At 66.0% G+C, this 13,951-nt stretch carries 14 protein-coding genes; 5 read left to right on the top strand and 9 right to left on the bottom strand.

Features of this window, described 5'->3' with window-relative positions:
- Positions 1–87: 87 nt before the first annotated feature.
- From VNM24_06345 to VNM24_06310, 8 genes are all read right to left on the bottom strand, one after another.
- Positions 88–930, bottom strand: coding sequence for an alpha/beta hydrolase (locus VNM24_06345; protein HWQ38223.1), 843 nt, complete (start codon positions 928–930; stop codon positions 88–90).
- A complete protein-coding gene (locus VNM24_06340; protein HWQ38222.1) occupies positions 930–1,649 on the bottom strand; it encodes an ABC transporter ATP-binding protein in 720 nt (239 codons plus the stop codon). The genes VNM24_06345 and VNM24_06340 overlap by 1 nt, the downstream gene beginning before the upstream one ends.
- Positions 1,650–1,699: 50 nt before the next feature.
- On the bottom strand, positions 1,700–2,455 hold the full coding sequence (locus VNM24_06335; protein ID HWQ38221.1) for an ABC transporter ATP-binding protein: 756 nt from the start codon (positions 2,453–2,455) through the stop codon (positions 1,700–1,702).
- Entirely contained in the window at positions 2,445–3,407 is a 963-nt protein-coding gene (locus tag VNM24_06330; GenBank protein ID HWQ38220.1) for a branched-chain amino acid ABC transporter permease, read from the bottom strand. Before VNM24_06330 ends, VNM24_06335 begins: the two co-directional genes overlap by 11 nt.
- Entirely contained in the window at positions 3,404–4,303 is a 900-nt protein-coding gene (locus VNM24_06325) for a branched-chain amino acid ABC transporter permease (GenBank protein HWQ38219.1), read from the bottom strand. The genes VNM24_06330 and VNM24_06325 overlap by 4 nt, the downstream gene beginning before the upstream one ends.
- A 106-nt stretch (positions 4,304–4,409) precedes the next feature.
- Positions 4,410–5,609: an ABC transporter substrate-binding protein gene (locus tag VNM24_06320; protein ID HWQ38218.1), complete on the bottom strand. Its 1,200-nt coding sequence runs from the start codon at positions 5,607–5,609 to the stop codon at positions 4,410–4,412.
- Positions 5,610–5,660: 51 nt separating this feature from the next.
- Positions 5,661–7,256, bottom strand: coding sequence for a benzoate-CoA ligase family protein (locus tag VNM24_06315; protein ID HWQ38217.1), 1,596 nt, complete (start codon positions 7,254–7,256; stop codon positions 5,661–5,663).
- Between the two features lie 63 nt (positions 7,257–7,319).
- The gene (locus VNM24_06310; GenBank protein ID HWQ38216.1) at positions 7,320–7,874 is read right to left on the bottom strand and encodes a flavodoxin domain-containing protein; all 555 of its coding nucleotides are present in this window, start codon (positions 7,872–7,874) and stop codon (positions 7,320–7,322) included.
- 38 nt (positions 7,875–7,912) lie between these two features.
- Between VNM24_06310 and VNM24_06305 the strand changes: the two genes are divergently transcribed.
- The 5 genes from VNM24_06305 (at position 7,913) to VNM24_06285 (ending at position 12,999) form a co-directional block, all read left to right on the top strand.
- A complete protein-coding gene (locus tag VNM24_06305) occupies positions 7,913–8,797 on the top strand; it encodes a helix-turn-helix transcriptional regulator (protein HWQ38215.1) in 885 nt (294 codons plus the stop codon).
- A gap of 19 nt (positions 8,798–8,816) precedes the next feature.
- Positions 8,817–10,502, top strand: a complete 1,686-nt coding sequence (gene boxC / locus VNM24_06300) for a 2,3-epoxybenzoyl-CoA dihydrolase (GenBank protein HWQ38214.1) — start codon at positions 8,817–8,819, stop codon at positions 10,500–10,502.
- A 63-nt stretch (positions 10,503–10,565) separates the two neighbouring features.
- Positions 10,566–11,975: a benzoyl-CoA 2,3-epoxidase subunit BoxB gene (gene boxB / locus VNM24_06295; GenBank protein ID HWQ38213.1), complete on the top strand. Its 1,410-nt coding sequence runs from the start codon at positions 10,566–10,568 to the stop codon at positions 11,973–11,975.
- A gap of 70 nt (positions 11,976–12,045) precedes the next feature.
- On the top strand, positions 12,046–12,423 hold the full coding sequence (locus VNM24_06290; protein HWQ38212.1) for a c-type cytochrome: 378 nt from the start codon (positions 12,046–12,048) through the stop codon (positions 12,421–12,423).
- Between the two features lie 75 nt (positions 12,424–12,498).
- Positions 12,499–12,999: a hypothetical protein gene (locus tag VNM24_06285; protein ID HWQ38211.1), complete on the top strand. Its 501-nt coding sequence runs from the start codon at positions 12,499–12,501 to the stop codon at positions 12,997–12,999.
- A 243-nt stretch (positions 13,000–13,242) separates the two neighbouring features.
- Here VNM24_06285 and VNM24_06280 read toward each other — a convergent pair whose 3' ends face one another.
- Positions 13,243–13,911 carry an ABC transporter ATP-binding protein gene (locus VNM24_06280; protein HWQ38210.1) on the bottom strand — a complete coding sequence of 223 codons (669 nt, stop codon included), beginning with the start codon at positions 13,909–13,911 and terminating at the stop codon, positions 13,243–13,245.
- Positions 13,912–13,951: the final 40 nt, after the last annotated feature.

Raw genomic sequence — 13,951 nt, 5'->3', positions numbered from 1 at the left:
AACACATCAGCCGCCGAGATCCCAATGCAGGTCGGGTCGCTCGGAAGTGTTGTTCATTGCGGCCTGCATGACGAAGCGCATCTCTTCCTATTGGTCCTCGCTGCGCGAGCTCTGCGTTCTCCGCGTCCGCACGTCGAGAGTCTGACTTCGATCGACGTATTTCCCGACGAAACCCGCGATCGCGGAAAGAGTCGCTTCCGGCTGGTCGACGTGAGGCGAGTGTGCGCAGTCGTCCAGCACGAGCGTCTCCACCGGACCGGACACCTGCCGCGCGATAGCATCCAGCTGCGCGAGCGTGCCGTACTGATCGTCCCTGCCCTGGATGAGAAGGAGCGGAGCGCGAATCGACGGAAGGCAGCGCTCGATGTTCCAGTTCCTGAAGTCGGGATGCAGCCAGATGTCGTTCCAGCCCCGAAAAGTCGCGTGCGCGTCGTCGTGATAGCGGCCGAGCCGTTGCGCGAGATCGGTCGTCTCGAAGGCGACCCGGGCCTGCGCGATGCTGCGCACGGTCAGTTCCTCCACGAACACGTGCGGCGCGAGCAGCACGAGACCGCGCGTCCGGCGCCCCTCGGTGCCCGCGTAGATGAGCGCGATCGACGCGCCGTCGCTGTGGCCGATCAGCACCGGCGCATCCACGCCCAGGCGCTCGAGCAGCTCCGGCAGCACATCCAGCGCCTCGCGATGCATGTAGTCCGCGCCGCGCGGCGCAGCCAGTCGGTCCGACCGCCCGTAACCGTAACGCGAGTAGACGAGCGCGCGGCAGCCGGTGTGCTCGGCGACGCGCGCCGGAAACCGCTTCCAGAGCGCGACCGAACCGAGCCCTTCGTGCAGAAATACCAGCACCGGACGGTTGGCAGCCGCAACTGGCCGGGGAGGCTCGATCCAGCGATACTCGAGACGATGGCCGGCGGCCTCGACGAACGCGCTCATCACACGCCCAGGTAGCGGTGGCGCAGCGCGACGTCGGCGCGCAGCACCCCGCCTTCGCCGTCGTACACCACACGCCCCTTGACCAGGACGACGATGCGGTCGGCGATCGCGGCTACCGAGGCGAAGTTCTTGTCCACCACGATGGCGGCGATGCCGCTTGCCCGGACTTCGCGCAGCACGCGCCAGATGTCGCGCGCAATCAGCGGCGCCAGTCCCTCGGTCGCCTCGTCGAGAATCAGCAGATCGGGATTGGTCATGAGCGCGCGGCCGATGGTCAGCATCTGCTGCTCGCCGCCGGAAAGCTGCTGCCCGCCGTGCGAAAGCCGACGGCGCAGCGGCGGAAAGGTGTCGAGCACGCGCTCCAGCGTCCAATCGCGGCGGCCGTCCGCGCCGGCGCGCGCCGCCATCACGAGGTTCTCGCGTACCGAAAGGTTCGGAAAGATGCCGCGGCCTTCCGGCACGTAGGCGATTCCCGCGCGTGCGATGCGGTGCGGGGCCGCACCCGTCATGTCCTCGCCGCGCACCAGTATCCGGCCTTTCGTGGGCGGCACCAGCCCGAGGATGCTTTTCAGCAGCGTGGTCTTGCCCATGCCGTTGCGGCCCATCAGGCCGATCGTTTCTCCCGTGCGCAAGGCCAGGTCGACGCCGTGCAGCACGTGGCTCGCCCCGTAGTGCGCGTGCACGCTGCGGACTTCGATCAGCGGTTGGCCTCCGGACATGAAATCAAGCTCTCACCGCGGGGGGTTGTGCGCCTTCGGCGTCCGCTGCCTCAATGCGACAGCTCGCCGAGGTAGGCCTCCTGAACGGCGCGGCTGGCGCGCACCTCTTGCGGCGGCCCCGATTCCAGCACGGCACCGTTGACCATCACGGTCAACGTGTGGGCGAGCGCAAACACCGCATCCATATCGTGCTCGACCAGCAGAATCGCATGGTCGGGCGCGAGCTTCCCCAGCAGATCGACGATGCGCGCCGACTCCCCGGCGCCGATGCCGGCCAGCGGCTCGTCGAGCAGGAGCACGTCCGGATCGGTGGCGAGCGTCATGGCGATCTCCACCTCGCGCTGTTCACCGTGCGACAGTTCGGCGACCGGCACGTGCGCGCGCTGATCGAGGCCGACCAGCGACAGCGCCCGCTCGGCGGCTTCGCGCGCCTGCCGGCAGCGCAAGGCAGGTCTGAGGAAGCGCATCGAACTGCCCATGCGCGACTGCGCGGCGAGGCGGCAATTCTCGAACGCGCTGAACGGCAGGAACACGTTGGTCTTCTGGTAGCTGCGCCCCACGCCCAGTTGCGAGATGCGGTGCGGCGGCAGCCCGGTCACATCCGTACCGCGCAGCCGCACGGTGCCGGCGCTCGGCTTCAGATCGCCGGAAAGCAGGTTGATCAGCGTGCTCTTGCCGGCGCCGTTGGGGCCGATGACCGCGTGTACCTGGCCGCTGCGGCATTCGATGGACACGCCGTCGACCGCCGTCAGACCGCCGAAGCGGCGCGACAGTCCGTGGGTGGAAAGAAGGACTTCAGCCGTCATCGCGCGCCCTGGCCGTTCCGGGCAACGCCACGAGGCCGGCCAAACCTTGCGGCAGCGCCAAGGCCACCAGCACGATCACCGCGCCCATCAGGAGCTGCCAATGCTTGGTCAGCGACTGAAAACCCAGCTCAAGCAGCATGATGGTGACGGCGCCCAGCACCGGGCCGGGCAGCGTGCCCATGCCCCCGAGGATCACCATCATCAACGCCGACCCGGACAGGTGCCAACCCAGCATGTCGGGATTGACCACTCCGAACTGCACGGCGGACAGATAGCCGGCCAGTCCTGCCAGCGCGCCCCCGATCACGAAACACACCAGCTTGTAGCGAAAGGTTGCGAAGCCGAGCGCACGCATGCGCTGCTCGTTGACGCGGATGCCGGCGATCACGCGGCCGAAGGGCGAATCGACCAGCGCGCGCAGGAAACCCAGCACCAGCACGAACATCGCCAGGACCACGAAGTACAGGTGCCTGAAGTTCTCCAGGTCGAACGGGCGCCAGCCGCCGATGTTGGCTTGCGGACGCACATAGATGTAGATGCCGTCGGAGCCGCCGGCGAGCGAGGTGTCGTGAAAAAGAAAGTACAGCATCTGCGCGAACGCCAGCGTGGCCATGATGAAGTAGATCCCCGAGGTGCGCACGACCAGCGCGCCGACCACGAGCGCGAGCAGCGCAGCCGCACCCACTGCGAGCAACAGGCTCGACCAGAGATCGGCCGCCTCGTACTGGGGCGTGACCAGCGCCAGCAGATAGCCGGCGATCCCGAAGAACGCCGCGTGGCCCAGGCTGACCAGGCCGGTGTAACCGACCAGCAGATTCAGGCTCGCGGCGAAAATTGCCATGACCAGCACCTTGGTGGCGAATTGCACGTAGAACTTCTCGGCGACGAACGGAAGAAGGAGGAGCGCGGCGAGCGCCGTGACCAGCATGAGCGCTCCGCCACGCACGCTCACGCAAGCCTCCTGCCGAAGATGCCCTCCGGGCGCCAGAGCAGCACCGCAGCCATCATCAGGTAGACGCTCATGCCGGCCAACTCGGGCAGCACGCCGAAGCCGGCAATCTCCAGTTCGACGACTTTCCCGAACGTGTCGACCAGCCCGATCAGCAGAGCAGCCAGCAGCGCCCCCTTGATCGACCCGATGCCGCCGATCACGACCACCACGAAGCAGACGATCAGCACCTGGTTGCCCATGCCCGGAAATACCGAGGAGACCGGCGCCGCGAGCATGCCGGCCAATGCGGCGAGCGCCACGCCCAGCGCGAAGACGACACGGTGGAGCAAACCGATGTCGATGCCCAGCGCTTGCACCATCTCGCGATTGGAGGCGCCGGCGCGGATCATCATGCCCAGCCGCGTGCGCTGAATGACGAAGTAGAGCAACGCCGCCAGCCCGACACACACCGCGGAAATCCACAAGCGGTAGACCGGATAGGACAGCGTGTCGGTGAGCGGGATCGAACCCGACAGGACTTCGGGCACCCGCACCCCGTGCACATCGTCACCCCAGAGGATGCTGCGCAGCTCCTCGAAGATCAGGATCAGCCCGTAGGTCAGCAGCACCTGATAGAGATGGTCGCGACGGTACAGATGCCGGAAGAACAGCCACTCCAGCAGCAGGCCCAGGGCCACGGACAACGCCACGCCGGCAACAATCGCCAGCCACAAGCTGCCCAGTTGCTCGCTCAGAGACCATGCCAGGTAGGCGCCGATCATGTAGAAGCTGCCGTGCGCCAGGTTGATCACACCCATGATCCCGAAGATCAGCGTGAGCCCGCCCGCCACCAGGAACAGCAGCAGTCCGTACTGGACCGCGTTCAGCAGCTGGATCAGGAAGGTGACTATGTCCATTTATCCGCAGGAGGCCAGGCTCGGCACTCGGCACGGCGCAAAGGGTTGCGTTGCGCCTCTTTGTGTCTTCTCTGCGCGCTTGCGTCGCGGCGTTCGATGTAAACGCTCAACCCATGCGGCAGCCGCGTGCGGGATCCTCGAGCGCCTTCCACGCCACGCCGATGACCTTGTTGTCGCCGTTTTCGACGCGGCGCAGATAGATGTCCTGGATCGGGTTGTGCGCCCTGGACATGGTCCAGCGTCCGCGCGGACTGTCGATGACGGCCGATTCCATCGCGCCGATCATGCCATCGCGGTCGTCGAGGTCGCCCTTGACCCGCGCCAGCGCCTGCGCGAGCAGCAGGCCGGTGTCGTAACCCTGCACCGCGTAGACATCGGCTTGCATCTTGAAGGCGCGCGCATACGCGGCGCGAAACGCCTTGTTGCGCGGATTGTCCAGTGAATCCGCGTAGTGCAGCGTCGTCAGCAGACCTTCGGCCGCCGGGCCCTGCGCGGCGAGCACACCCTCGGTCAGGAATCCCGAGCCATAGAGGGGAATCTTGTCCTTCAATCCCGCAGCGGCGTAATCCCTGACGAACTTGACCGCCCCTCCTCCGGCGAAAAAACAGGCCACCGCGTCGGGTCGGACGGCGGCGATCTCGGTCAGCAGAGCCTGAAACTCGACGTTGGGAAACGGCACGAACAGTTCCTTCACCACCCTGCCGCCGACCTTCGCGTAGCCCTCTCGGAATGAGCCCAGCGATTCCTCGCCCGCTGCATACTTCCAGGTGATGAACACGGCGCTCTTGTGGCCGCGCTCCGCCAGCACCTTGCCGAGCGGATGCACCGGCTGCCAGTTGCTGAAAGAAGTGCGGAAGACGTTGCGCGAACACAGGGCTCCGGTGGCGGCATCCGCGCCCGCGTTCGGGATCAGCATCAGCGTGCCGGTCTCGCGCGCCACCTTCAGCATGCCCAGCGCCACGCCGGAGTGGACACTGCCGATCAGCACGTCGACCTTGTCGCGGGTGATCAACCGATTGGCGTTGTCGGTGGCTTTCGCCGGATCGGATTCGTCGTCGACGCGGCGCAATTCGACGTCGCGCCCGGCGAGACGGCCGCCGTTTCCCTCCAGCGCCAGGCGCAGGCCGTTGTCGATCGCCAGACCGAGCTGCGCGTAGGTTCCGGTGTAGGGCAGCATCAGCCCGAGCCGGATCTTCGCGGGCTGTGCCCTGCCCAGCCGCGGCACGAGCGAGCAGCCGGCCAGCGCGCTTGCCGCCGCTACAAAGCGCCGCCTGCTCCGATGTGGCGTTGTTTCTGGATCGTGCATGCCCGGCATCCTTATCCGAATCTGTACGTTGAGAGCCTCTTGCTTTTGCCGCTACGCGGCGCCCGAAGCTGCGCGCAGCTTGAAGCGCTGGATCTTGCCGGTCGCGGTCTTCGGCAGCTCGGCGATGAACTCGATCCAGCGCGGGTACTTGTAAGGCGCCAGCCGGTCCTTGACGTGCTGCTTCAGCGCCTCGGCCAGCGCCGTCGATGCGATCACGCCGGGCTTTAGCACCACAAAGGCCTTCGGCTTGACGAGATGCTGCTCGTCTTCCGCGCCGATCACGGCGGCTTCCAGCACATCGGGATGCGTCAACAGGGCCGCCTCGACCTCGAACGGCGAGACGTACATCCCGCTCACCTTCAGCATGTCGTCGGAGCGCCCGCCATAGACGTAGTAGCCATCGCGGTCGATGCTGTACTTGTCGCCGGCGCGGGTCCATGGACCGATGAAGGTGGCCAGCGACTTCGCGCGGTTGTTCCAGTACATCAGCGCCCTCGTCGGGCCGTCGATCTGAAGCTCGCCGAGCTCATCGACTCCGACCTCCCGGCCGTCCTCGCCCAGCAGACGGATCCGGTATCCCGGCACCGGCTTGCCGGTGGTTCCGTATCGAACCTGCCCGGGGCGATTCGACAGAAAAATGTGCAGCATCTCGGTGGAGCCGATGCCATCCAGGATATCCACGCCGAAATGGCGATGCCAGCGCTGTCCGAGATCCGCCGGCAGCGCCTCACCTGCCGACACGCAGACGCGCAGCCCCAGATCCGCCTTCTTGGGCAGGTCGGGGCTCGCGAGCAGCGCGGCATACAGTGTCGGGACCGCATAGAAGATGGTCGGCCGGTGTTCGCGCAAGCGCTGGAACACCGCGGGCGGCGTGGGCCGCTCGGCCATCAGCAGCGCGGTCGCCCCCACCGAAAGCGGGAAGGTGAGCGCATTGCCCAGCCCGTAGGCGAAGAACAGCTTCGCCGCGGAGAACACGATGTCGTCCTCCCCGATGCCGAGAATGGGCCGTGCATACAGTTCCGCAGTCTGGATGAGGCTCGAATGGATGTGCACCGTTCCTTTCGGCGTGCCGGTCGATCCCGAGGAATAGAGCCAGAAGCAGGCGTCGTCGCAGGTGGTGGGGGCGGGATCGAACGCGGCGCCGGCCTTCGCCAACAATGTCTGCAGATGCAACCGGCCATGGGCGTCGGCGCCCGAGACGATGACATGCCTGAGAAACGGCAGGTCGTTCAGAACCGGCTCGAAGGTTGCGAGCAGCGGTTCCGACACGACGAGCGCCCTTGCCCGGCTGTCTTCGAGCATGAAGCGGTAGTCGGCGCTCTTGAGCAGCGTGTTGGCGGCGATCGGCACGATTCCGGCCTTGATGGCCCCGAGGAAGACGGCGGGAAAATCGATCGTGTCGAGAAGGGCCAGCAAGATGCGGTCTTCCATCTCGAGCCCGAGCGCGGTCAGTGCATTGGCGGCGCGATTGACGCGCTCCGCCAGCTCGCCGTAGGTATAACGCCCGGCGTCGTCGATATAGGCGATCTTGCGGGCGCGGCCCGCGACGAGATTGCGCTCGACCAGATCGTAGGCTGCGTTGTACTCGCGCGGAATGTTGATGACCGGCGGACTGACCGAATGATCAGCCCGGCTGAATCCTGACACGGCGCTCCTCCAGTTCCGATTGCTCTGGTCGCGCGGGCTCTTGCCGGCCCGTCGCACGGACGTTCAAACGGTATCTAGTTTAGCCTGCGCGGCCTCGGGCAACTGCCGGCACAGGGTCATCCATCCTTCGATCCAGACCACGGCTTCGTCCTCCGGCAGGGTGCCGTCGCTGGCATCGTTGAGCATGATCTCGCCAACCCGCTGCGCCCCCAGCTCGGTAAGCAGCTTGTCGAAGCGCTTTGCGCCGAAGCAGAACGTCTGCGCATAGGTGCGGTCGCCGAGCGCGATCACGCCATAGCGCACATTGGAAAGATCGGGCCGCTCCGTGCACAGCGATTCGTAGAGCTGCCTGGCGTTGTCCGGCACGTCGCCCTGTCCGTACGTGGACGTGCAGATCAGGAACAGTCCGCCGGCCGCGAACACGCTCGCATCCAGGGCGTCCATCATCCGCACCCGCACGTTCGCCTCGCCCTCGAGCCGCAACTCGATCGCCTGCGCCACGAGCTGGGCGATTCCGGTCTGGGTTCCAACCAGTATCGTCAGGTCCTGCGGCAAATCGGTCTCCTCGACGGCCACATCGCGCTTGGTCAGCCGCCTCAGGTGCAGTATGATGCACATGCCTTTCCGAATAGGCAATATATTGCAGCGCAATAGCCATGGGAGCGCGCGATCCGAAGCCCAAAGCAGGTCTCGCAGAACTGGACGGCGAATTCCTGTGCGGCCTGGGCGAGCGAGTGCGCGAAGCCCGTGCGCGCCGCGGAATGACGCGCAAGCTCCTGGCGCGCGACTCGGGAGTGTCGGAACGCTATCTGGCCCTGCTGGAATCCGGGCGCGGCAACGTCTCGGTGCTGCTCCTGCGCCAGATTGCCGGCGCTCTGGGGCTGCCGCTCGTCGAACTCCTGCGGGAGGAGGACGCACGCTCGCCCGAACTGACGCTGATTCACTCGCTGCTCGAGCGCATGCCGCGGCCGCGCCTGGCGCGTATTCGCGATCAGTTGCTGCGCGAGTTCGGCCCGCAGCCGGTCGAGCGCCGCAAGCGCATCGCCCTGGTGGGATTGCGCGGGGCCGGCAAGTCCACCCTGGGCAAGCTGCTCGCCGAGGAGCTGAAGGTACCGTTCCTCGAACTGGACCGGGAAATCGAGCGCGAGGCAGGCACCAGCCTGTCGGAGATCTTCCTGCTGTACGGCCAGCAGGGCTATCGGCGCTACGAGAGGAGATGCCTGGAGAAGGTTCTGGAAAACCACACGCGCTGCGTGATCGCGACCGGCGGCAGCATCGTATCGGAGCCGGCTACCTACGATCTGCTGCTCGCCACCTGCTTCACCGTGTGGCTGAGAGCCGCGCCCGAGGAGCACATGGCGCGAGTCGTCGCGCAGGGCGACACGCGCCCCATGGCGGGCAACGCACAGGCGATGGAAGACCTGCGCCGCATCCTGGAGAGCCGCGCGATGCTCTACGCGCAGGCCGACACGACCGTGGACACCGCGGGCCGCAGCGTGCGCCAGAGCCTGAGGGATCTGAAGCGCGCGCTGGCCGCGTGACTCGGGACGGAGAGCAAGCATGAATGAGATTCCGGAATCGACCCTGAAGCCGACCGAGGCGCCGGTGACTTTCGAGACGCACCCGGATCGCTACGCACACTGGCGCCTCGCCATCGACGGCCCGATCGCCACCTTGAGCATGAACGTGGACGAGGAACGAGGTCTCAGACCCGGTTACCGGCTGAAGCTCAACTCCTACGATCTCGGAGTGGACATCGAGCTGTACGACGCCTTGAACCGTATCCGCTTCGAGCACCCCGCGGTGAAATGCGTGGTGCTGACCTCGGCGCGCGAACGCATGTTCTGCTCGGGCGCCAACATCTACATGCTGGGCCGGTCCTCGCACGCCTGGAAGGTGAACTTCTGCAAGTTCACCAACGAAACGCGCAATGGCATGGAAGACTCCAGCCGCCACGACGGGCTGCGGTTTCTGGCGGCGGTGAACGGCACGGTGGCCGGGGGCGGCTACGAACTGGCGCTCGCCTGCGACCACATTCTGATGATCGACGACCGCTCCTCCACCGTGAGCCTGCCCGAGGTACCGCTGCTGGGCGTGCTGCCGGGAACCGGCGGGCTCACCCGCCTGACCGACAAGAGAAAGGTGCGCCGCGATCTGGCCGACGTGTTCTGCGGCACGGCCGAAGGCGTGCGCGCCGACCGCGCCAGGCGATGGAATCTGGTGGACGAGACCGCCCGCCCGCAGCAGTTTGGCGAAGCGGTGAGGCGGCGCGCCGAAGAGCTGGTGCGCTCCAGCACGCGCGATGGCACGCCACCCGGCATCGCGCTCACCGCACTTGAGCGCGAGATCGACGACAACGGTTACCACTATTCGCATGTGGACGTGGCGCTCGACCGCAGGGCCCGTACCGCCACCATCACCCTGCGCGCGCCCTCGGCTTCGCAGCCCGAAGAGCCGACCGCGATCCTGGCGGCCGGCGCGCAGTGGTGGCCGCTGGCGCTGGCGCGGGAGCTGGACGACGCCATCCTCGCGCTGCGCACCAACGAGCCGGAGATCGGCACCTGGCTGCTGAGGACGCGCGGCGATCCGGATGCGGTGCTCGCGATGGACGCCACGCTCGAGCGGCATCGCGGCCACTGGCTGGTACGCGAGACCATTGGCTGGTTGCGCCGCACGCTCGCGCGTCTGGACGTGTCGTCTCGCACCCTGTTCGCGATCATCGACCAGGGCTCCTGCTTCGCCGGCACGTTGTTCGAGCTGGCGCTGGCGGCCGACCGCAGCTACATGTTGATGCTGCCCGACGGTGGGGCGGCCGTGCCCACGGTCGCGCTCTCCGCGCTCAATTTCGGTACCTATCCGATGGTGAACCGTCAGTCGCGGCTGGCGACGCGCTTTTGCGGCGCGCCCGAGCCGGTGGAGCAATTGCGCGCGCGCTGCGGTGAGAAGCTCGATGCCCGCAGCGCGCTGGAGGCCGGCCTGGTGACCTTCGCCCCCGACGACATCGACTGGGAAGAAGAAGTGCGCATCGCCGTCGAGGAGCGTGCCAGCCTTTCACCGGATGCGTTGACCGGGATGGAAGCGAACCTGCGCTTCCCCGGCGCGGAGACGATGGAGACGCGCATCTTCGGCCGGCTCTCGGCCTGGCAGAACTGGATCTTCAACCGCCCTAACGCCGTGGGCGAGCACGGTGCACTCAGGGTCTACGGCTCCGGCACGAAGGCTCGATTCGGCTGGGAGCGCGTATGAGCGCGCAGCGAAAGGCGTGGCTCGTCACTCGTCACTTGTCACTCTAGGCGCGGAGCGGGACCAATGAACATCGATTACAGCGAGCGCATACCGAACAACGTCAATCTGGCCGACGACAGAGCGTTGCAGCGAGCGCTCGAACACTGGCAACCGAAGTTTCTGGACTGGTGGCGGGAGATGGGGCCGCACGACTTCGCGGCGAGCGAAGTGTACCTGCGCACCGCGGTCGGCGTGGACGCACAGGGTTGGGCGAGCTACGGGTACGTGAAGATGCCCGATTACCGCTGGGGGATCTTTCTCGCCGAACCCACGCCGGGGCGCAAGATCGGCTTCGGCGACTATTACGGTCAACCCGTCTGGCAGCAGGTGCCCGGCGAGCTGCGCTCCCAGTTCCGCCGCATCATCGTCACACAGGGCGACACCGAGCCCGCCTCGGTCGAGCAGCAGCACCTGCTCGGCCACACCTGTCCCTCGCTCTACGACCTGCGCAACTTGTTCCAAGTCAACGTCGAAGAGGGTCGTCACTTGTGGGCGATGGTCTACCTGCTACACGCCTACTTCGGGCGCGACGGACGCGAAGAAGCCGAGGAACTGCTGGCGCGCCACTCGGGCGACGCGGACAAACCGAGAATCCTCGGTACCTTCAACGAGCCGATCAGCGACTGGCTGTCCTTTTTCATGTTCACCTACTTCACGGACCGAGACGGCAAGTTCCAGTTGAAGAGCCTGGCCGAATCGGGCTTCGATCCGCTGGCGCGCACCTGTCGCTTCATGCTCACCGAGGAGGCGCACCACATGTTCGTCGGTGAGACGGGCGTGGGGCGCGTGGTCAAGCGCACGCTGGAGGTGATGAAGCAGATCGGCACCGACGACCCGGCCGCGGTCCGCGCCCAAGGCGCCATCGATCTGCCGACACTGCAGCGCTACCTCAATTTCTGGTGCAGCTCTTCGCTGGATCTTTTCGGCTCGGAGATCTCTTCGAACGCGGCGTCCTCTTTCGCCAACGGCATCAAGGGCCGACCGGACGAAGCGCAGTACCAGGACCATGTGTGCGGCGACGCCGTCTGCGAGCTGGAAACGCCGCGCGGCAAGGAGCAGGTGAACCTGCGCAATGCGATGAACGAGATCATGCGCAGTGCGTACTTGAAGGACTGCGAGATCGGGGTCAAGCGCTGGAATATGCAGATCGAGCGTGCCGGATTCGATTTCCGGCTTTCGCTGCCCAGCTCGCGCTTCCGCCGCGCGATCGGCGTGTGGGCCGACGGCACCTACGATCCCGCCGGGAACCTGCGATCCCGCGAAGAGTACCTACGTCGCCTTCCCGAATGGATTCCGAGCGAGTCGGATCAGGCGTTCGTCCGCGGCCTCATGCAGCGCGTCGTCGAACCGGGCAAGATCGCCGGCTGGATCGCCCCGCCGGATCGCGGCATCAACAATCTGGCGGTCGACTACGAGTACGTGAGATTGGCGTAGTAATAGTAGACTGTTCGTTCGCGCTGCCGCACGAGCCAGACGAACAGCACTCACAAACTCGGGGGGCGAGATGAAGCTCAGTTCACGTCTAGCATCCATCGCTCTGGTCATGTCCGTCGACGGTCTCGGGTTCGCCGGCTTGGATGCCGCGCTTGCCGCGACGCAACAAGGCAATCCGATGTCGGGCAATCCAGAGGCGATCGCTGGCGGCAAGAAACTGTTCAACACCTGGTGCGCCCAGTGCCATGGCTCCAAGGCCGAAGGTGGCAAGTACGGCGCCAACCTGAAGGTCTTTTCCAAGGGCTACAAGGAATTCCTGGCAACCGTGAGAGACGGACGGGTACAGAAGATGATGCCGCCCTGGAAAGACGTGCTGGGCGACGGATCGATCAACGAGATCGGCGCCTATCTCGAAACCCTGGCCGAGCCCGGAGCCAACTGGAAGTGAGTCGCAGCCTCGGGCTAATCGCGTGGCTCGGCGCCGCTGGCACTTCTTGTTGTCAACGCGGATCGATCGCCTGACTTGCTCGCCGTGACGATCACCTCCACCGTACAGCCGGCCGACCCCTACGGCATCTGGCCAAGACTTCTAGCGGCGCTGGGAGGCCTTGCGGTCGCGGCGCTGGCGTGGGCGCAGGACTCCGCAATCCAAGAGGCAAAGCGCTTCTTCGAACAGTACGTCGCTCTGGAGAGCGCGTACGACCCGGGCATCGCCGATCTTTACGCCGACGAAGCGTTCATCAAGCTTCGTCGCAGCATGCCGATGGGTGACGCGCAGAACATCACCATGCCAGCGCCACAGTACAAGGCGCAGTTGCGCCAGATCATGACGACGGCCAGGGCGCGCGGCGTTCGCAACGGCTACTCGAACGTGACCTACGAACGGGAGGCCGGTTTCGTGCGCATCGAAGCGCTGCGAACCTCCGAACCGGGCAAGAACACGGGCCCGATCAGCCTGCTGGTCGGGCCCTCTCCCACCGGCCGATGGCTCATTTACGAGGAGCAGTCCGAGTCGCGGCAGTAGCGACGGTCAGCGCGGCAAGCCCGCGGTTAAGCAGCAACACTTCAAGGGAGGCAACATGAACGCAATCTCGCGCATTTTCCCCGACAGTTGATCAGGCCACCGGCGCGCGACCGTCATTTCGGCGGCGCTGCTGTCCACAGCGGCAGGTTACGCGGTGGCCGGAAGCGCGAATGAACTGCGCGTGGTGGACGAACAGTTCGTTCCGCTACAGCAGCGGTCAATCCCCTGGCTATGGAGCCGGCATCAAGATCGCCGATGCAGCCCCTGCGCAGTGAGCAGATAGACCCGATCCGCCGTCGCGGCGGCTTCCCGCGAGTGGGTGACGAGAATTCCCGCGGCGCCCCGTTCCTTGATCTGAGCGCGCAGCAGCGCCAGCACCTGCTGCGCGGTGTCGTGGTCGAGATTGCCGGTGGGCTCGTCGGCAAGCACCAGCCGCGGCCGGTGCACCAGCGCACGGGCGATGGCGACCCGCTGCAGCTCGCCGCCGGAGAGTTCGCGCGGCATGCTCTGCGCGCGATCCTTCAGACCGACTGCGCTCAGAACTTCGTCGACCCGCTTTGCGATATCACTCGACGGCATTCGCGCCAACGCGAGCGGCAGCTCGACGTTCTGTGCCACGCTGAGATAGGGCAGGACGTGAAAAGCCTGGAAGACGAAGCCCATTTGCGTGCGCCGCAGCTTCGTGAGCGCTTCGTCGGGGAGCTCGGCGAGGTTCGTTCCCTCGAAAGTCACGCTGCCGGCGTCCGGCGTCTCGAGGCCGGCAATGAGGTTGAGCAGCGTGGATTTCCCCACGCCCGATTCGCCCATTACCGCGACGTAGTCTCCCGGGCGCAGCTCGAGGTCGATGCCGTTCAGCACCCGGCGCGGACGCGGGCCGTCGAAGGACTTGGAAACGGAACGAAGGCAGAGCACGGCACCTGCATGTTAGCGCACGCGCCGCCGACTTCAGGCA

This window comes from Burkholderiales bacterium, assembly GCA_035560005.1.
Lineage (GTDB): Bacteria > Pseudomonadota > Gammaproteobacteria > Burkholderiales > Eutrophovitaceae > DASRFY01.
Note: the sequence above shows the minus strand (reverse complement) of the source record. Positions and strands in the feature narration are given on the sequence as shown.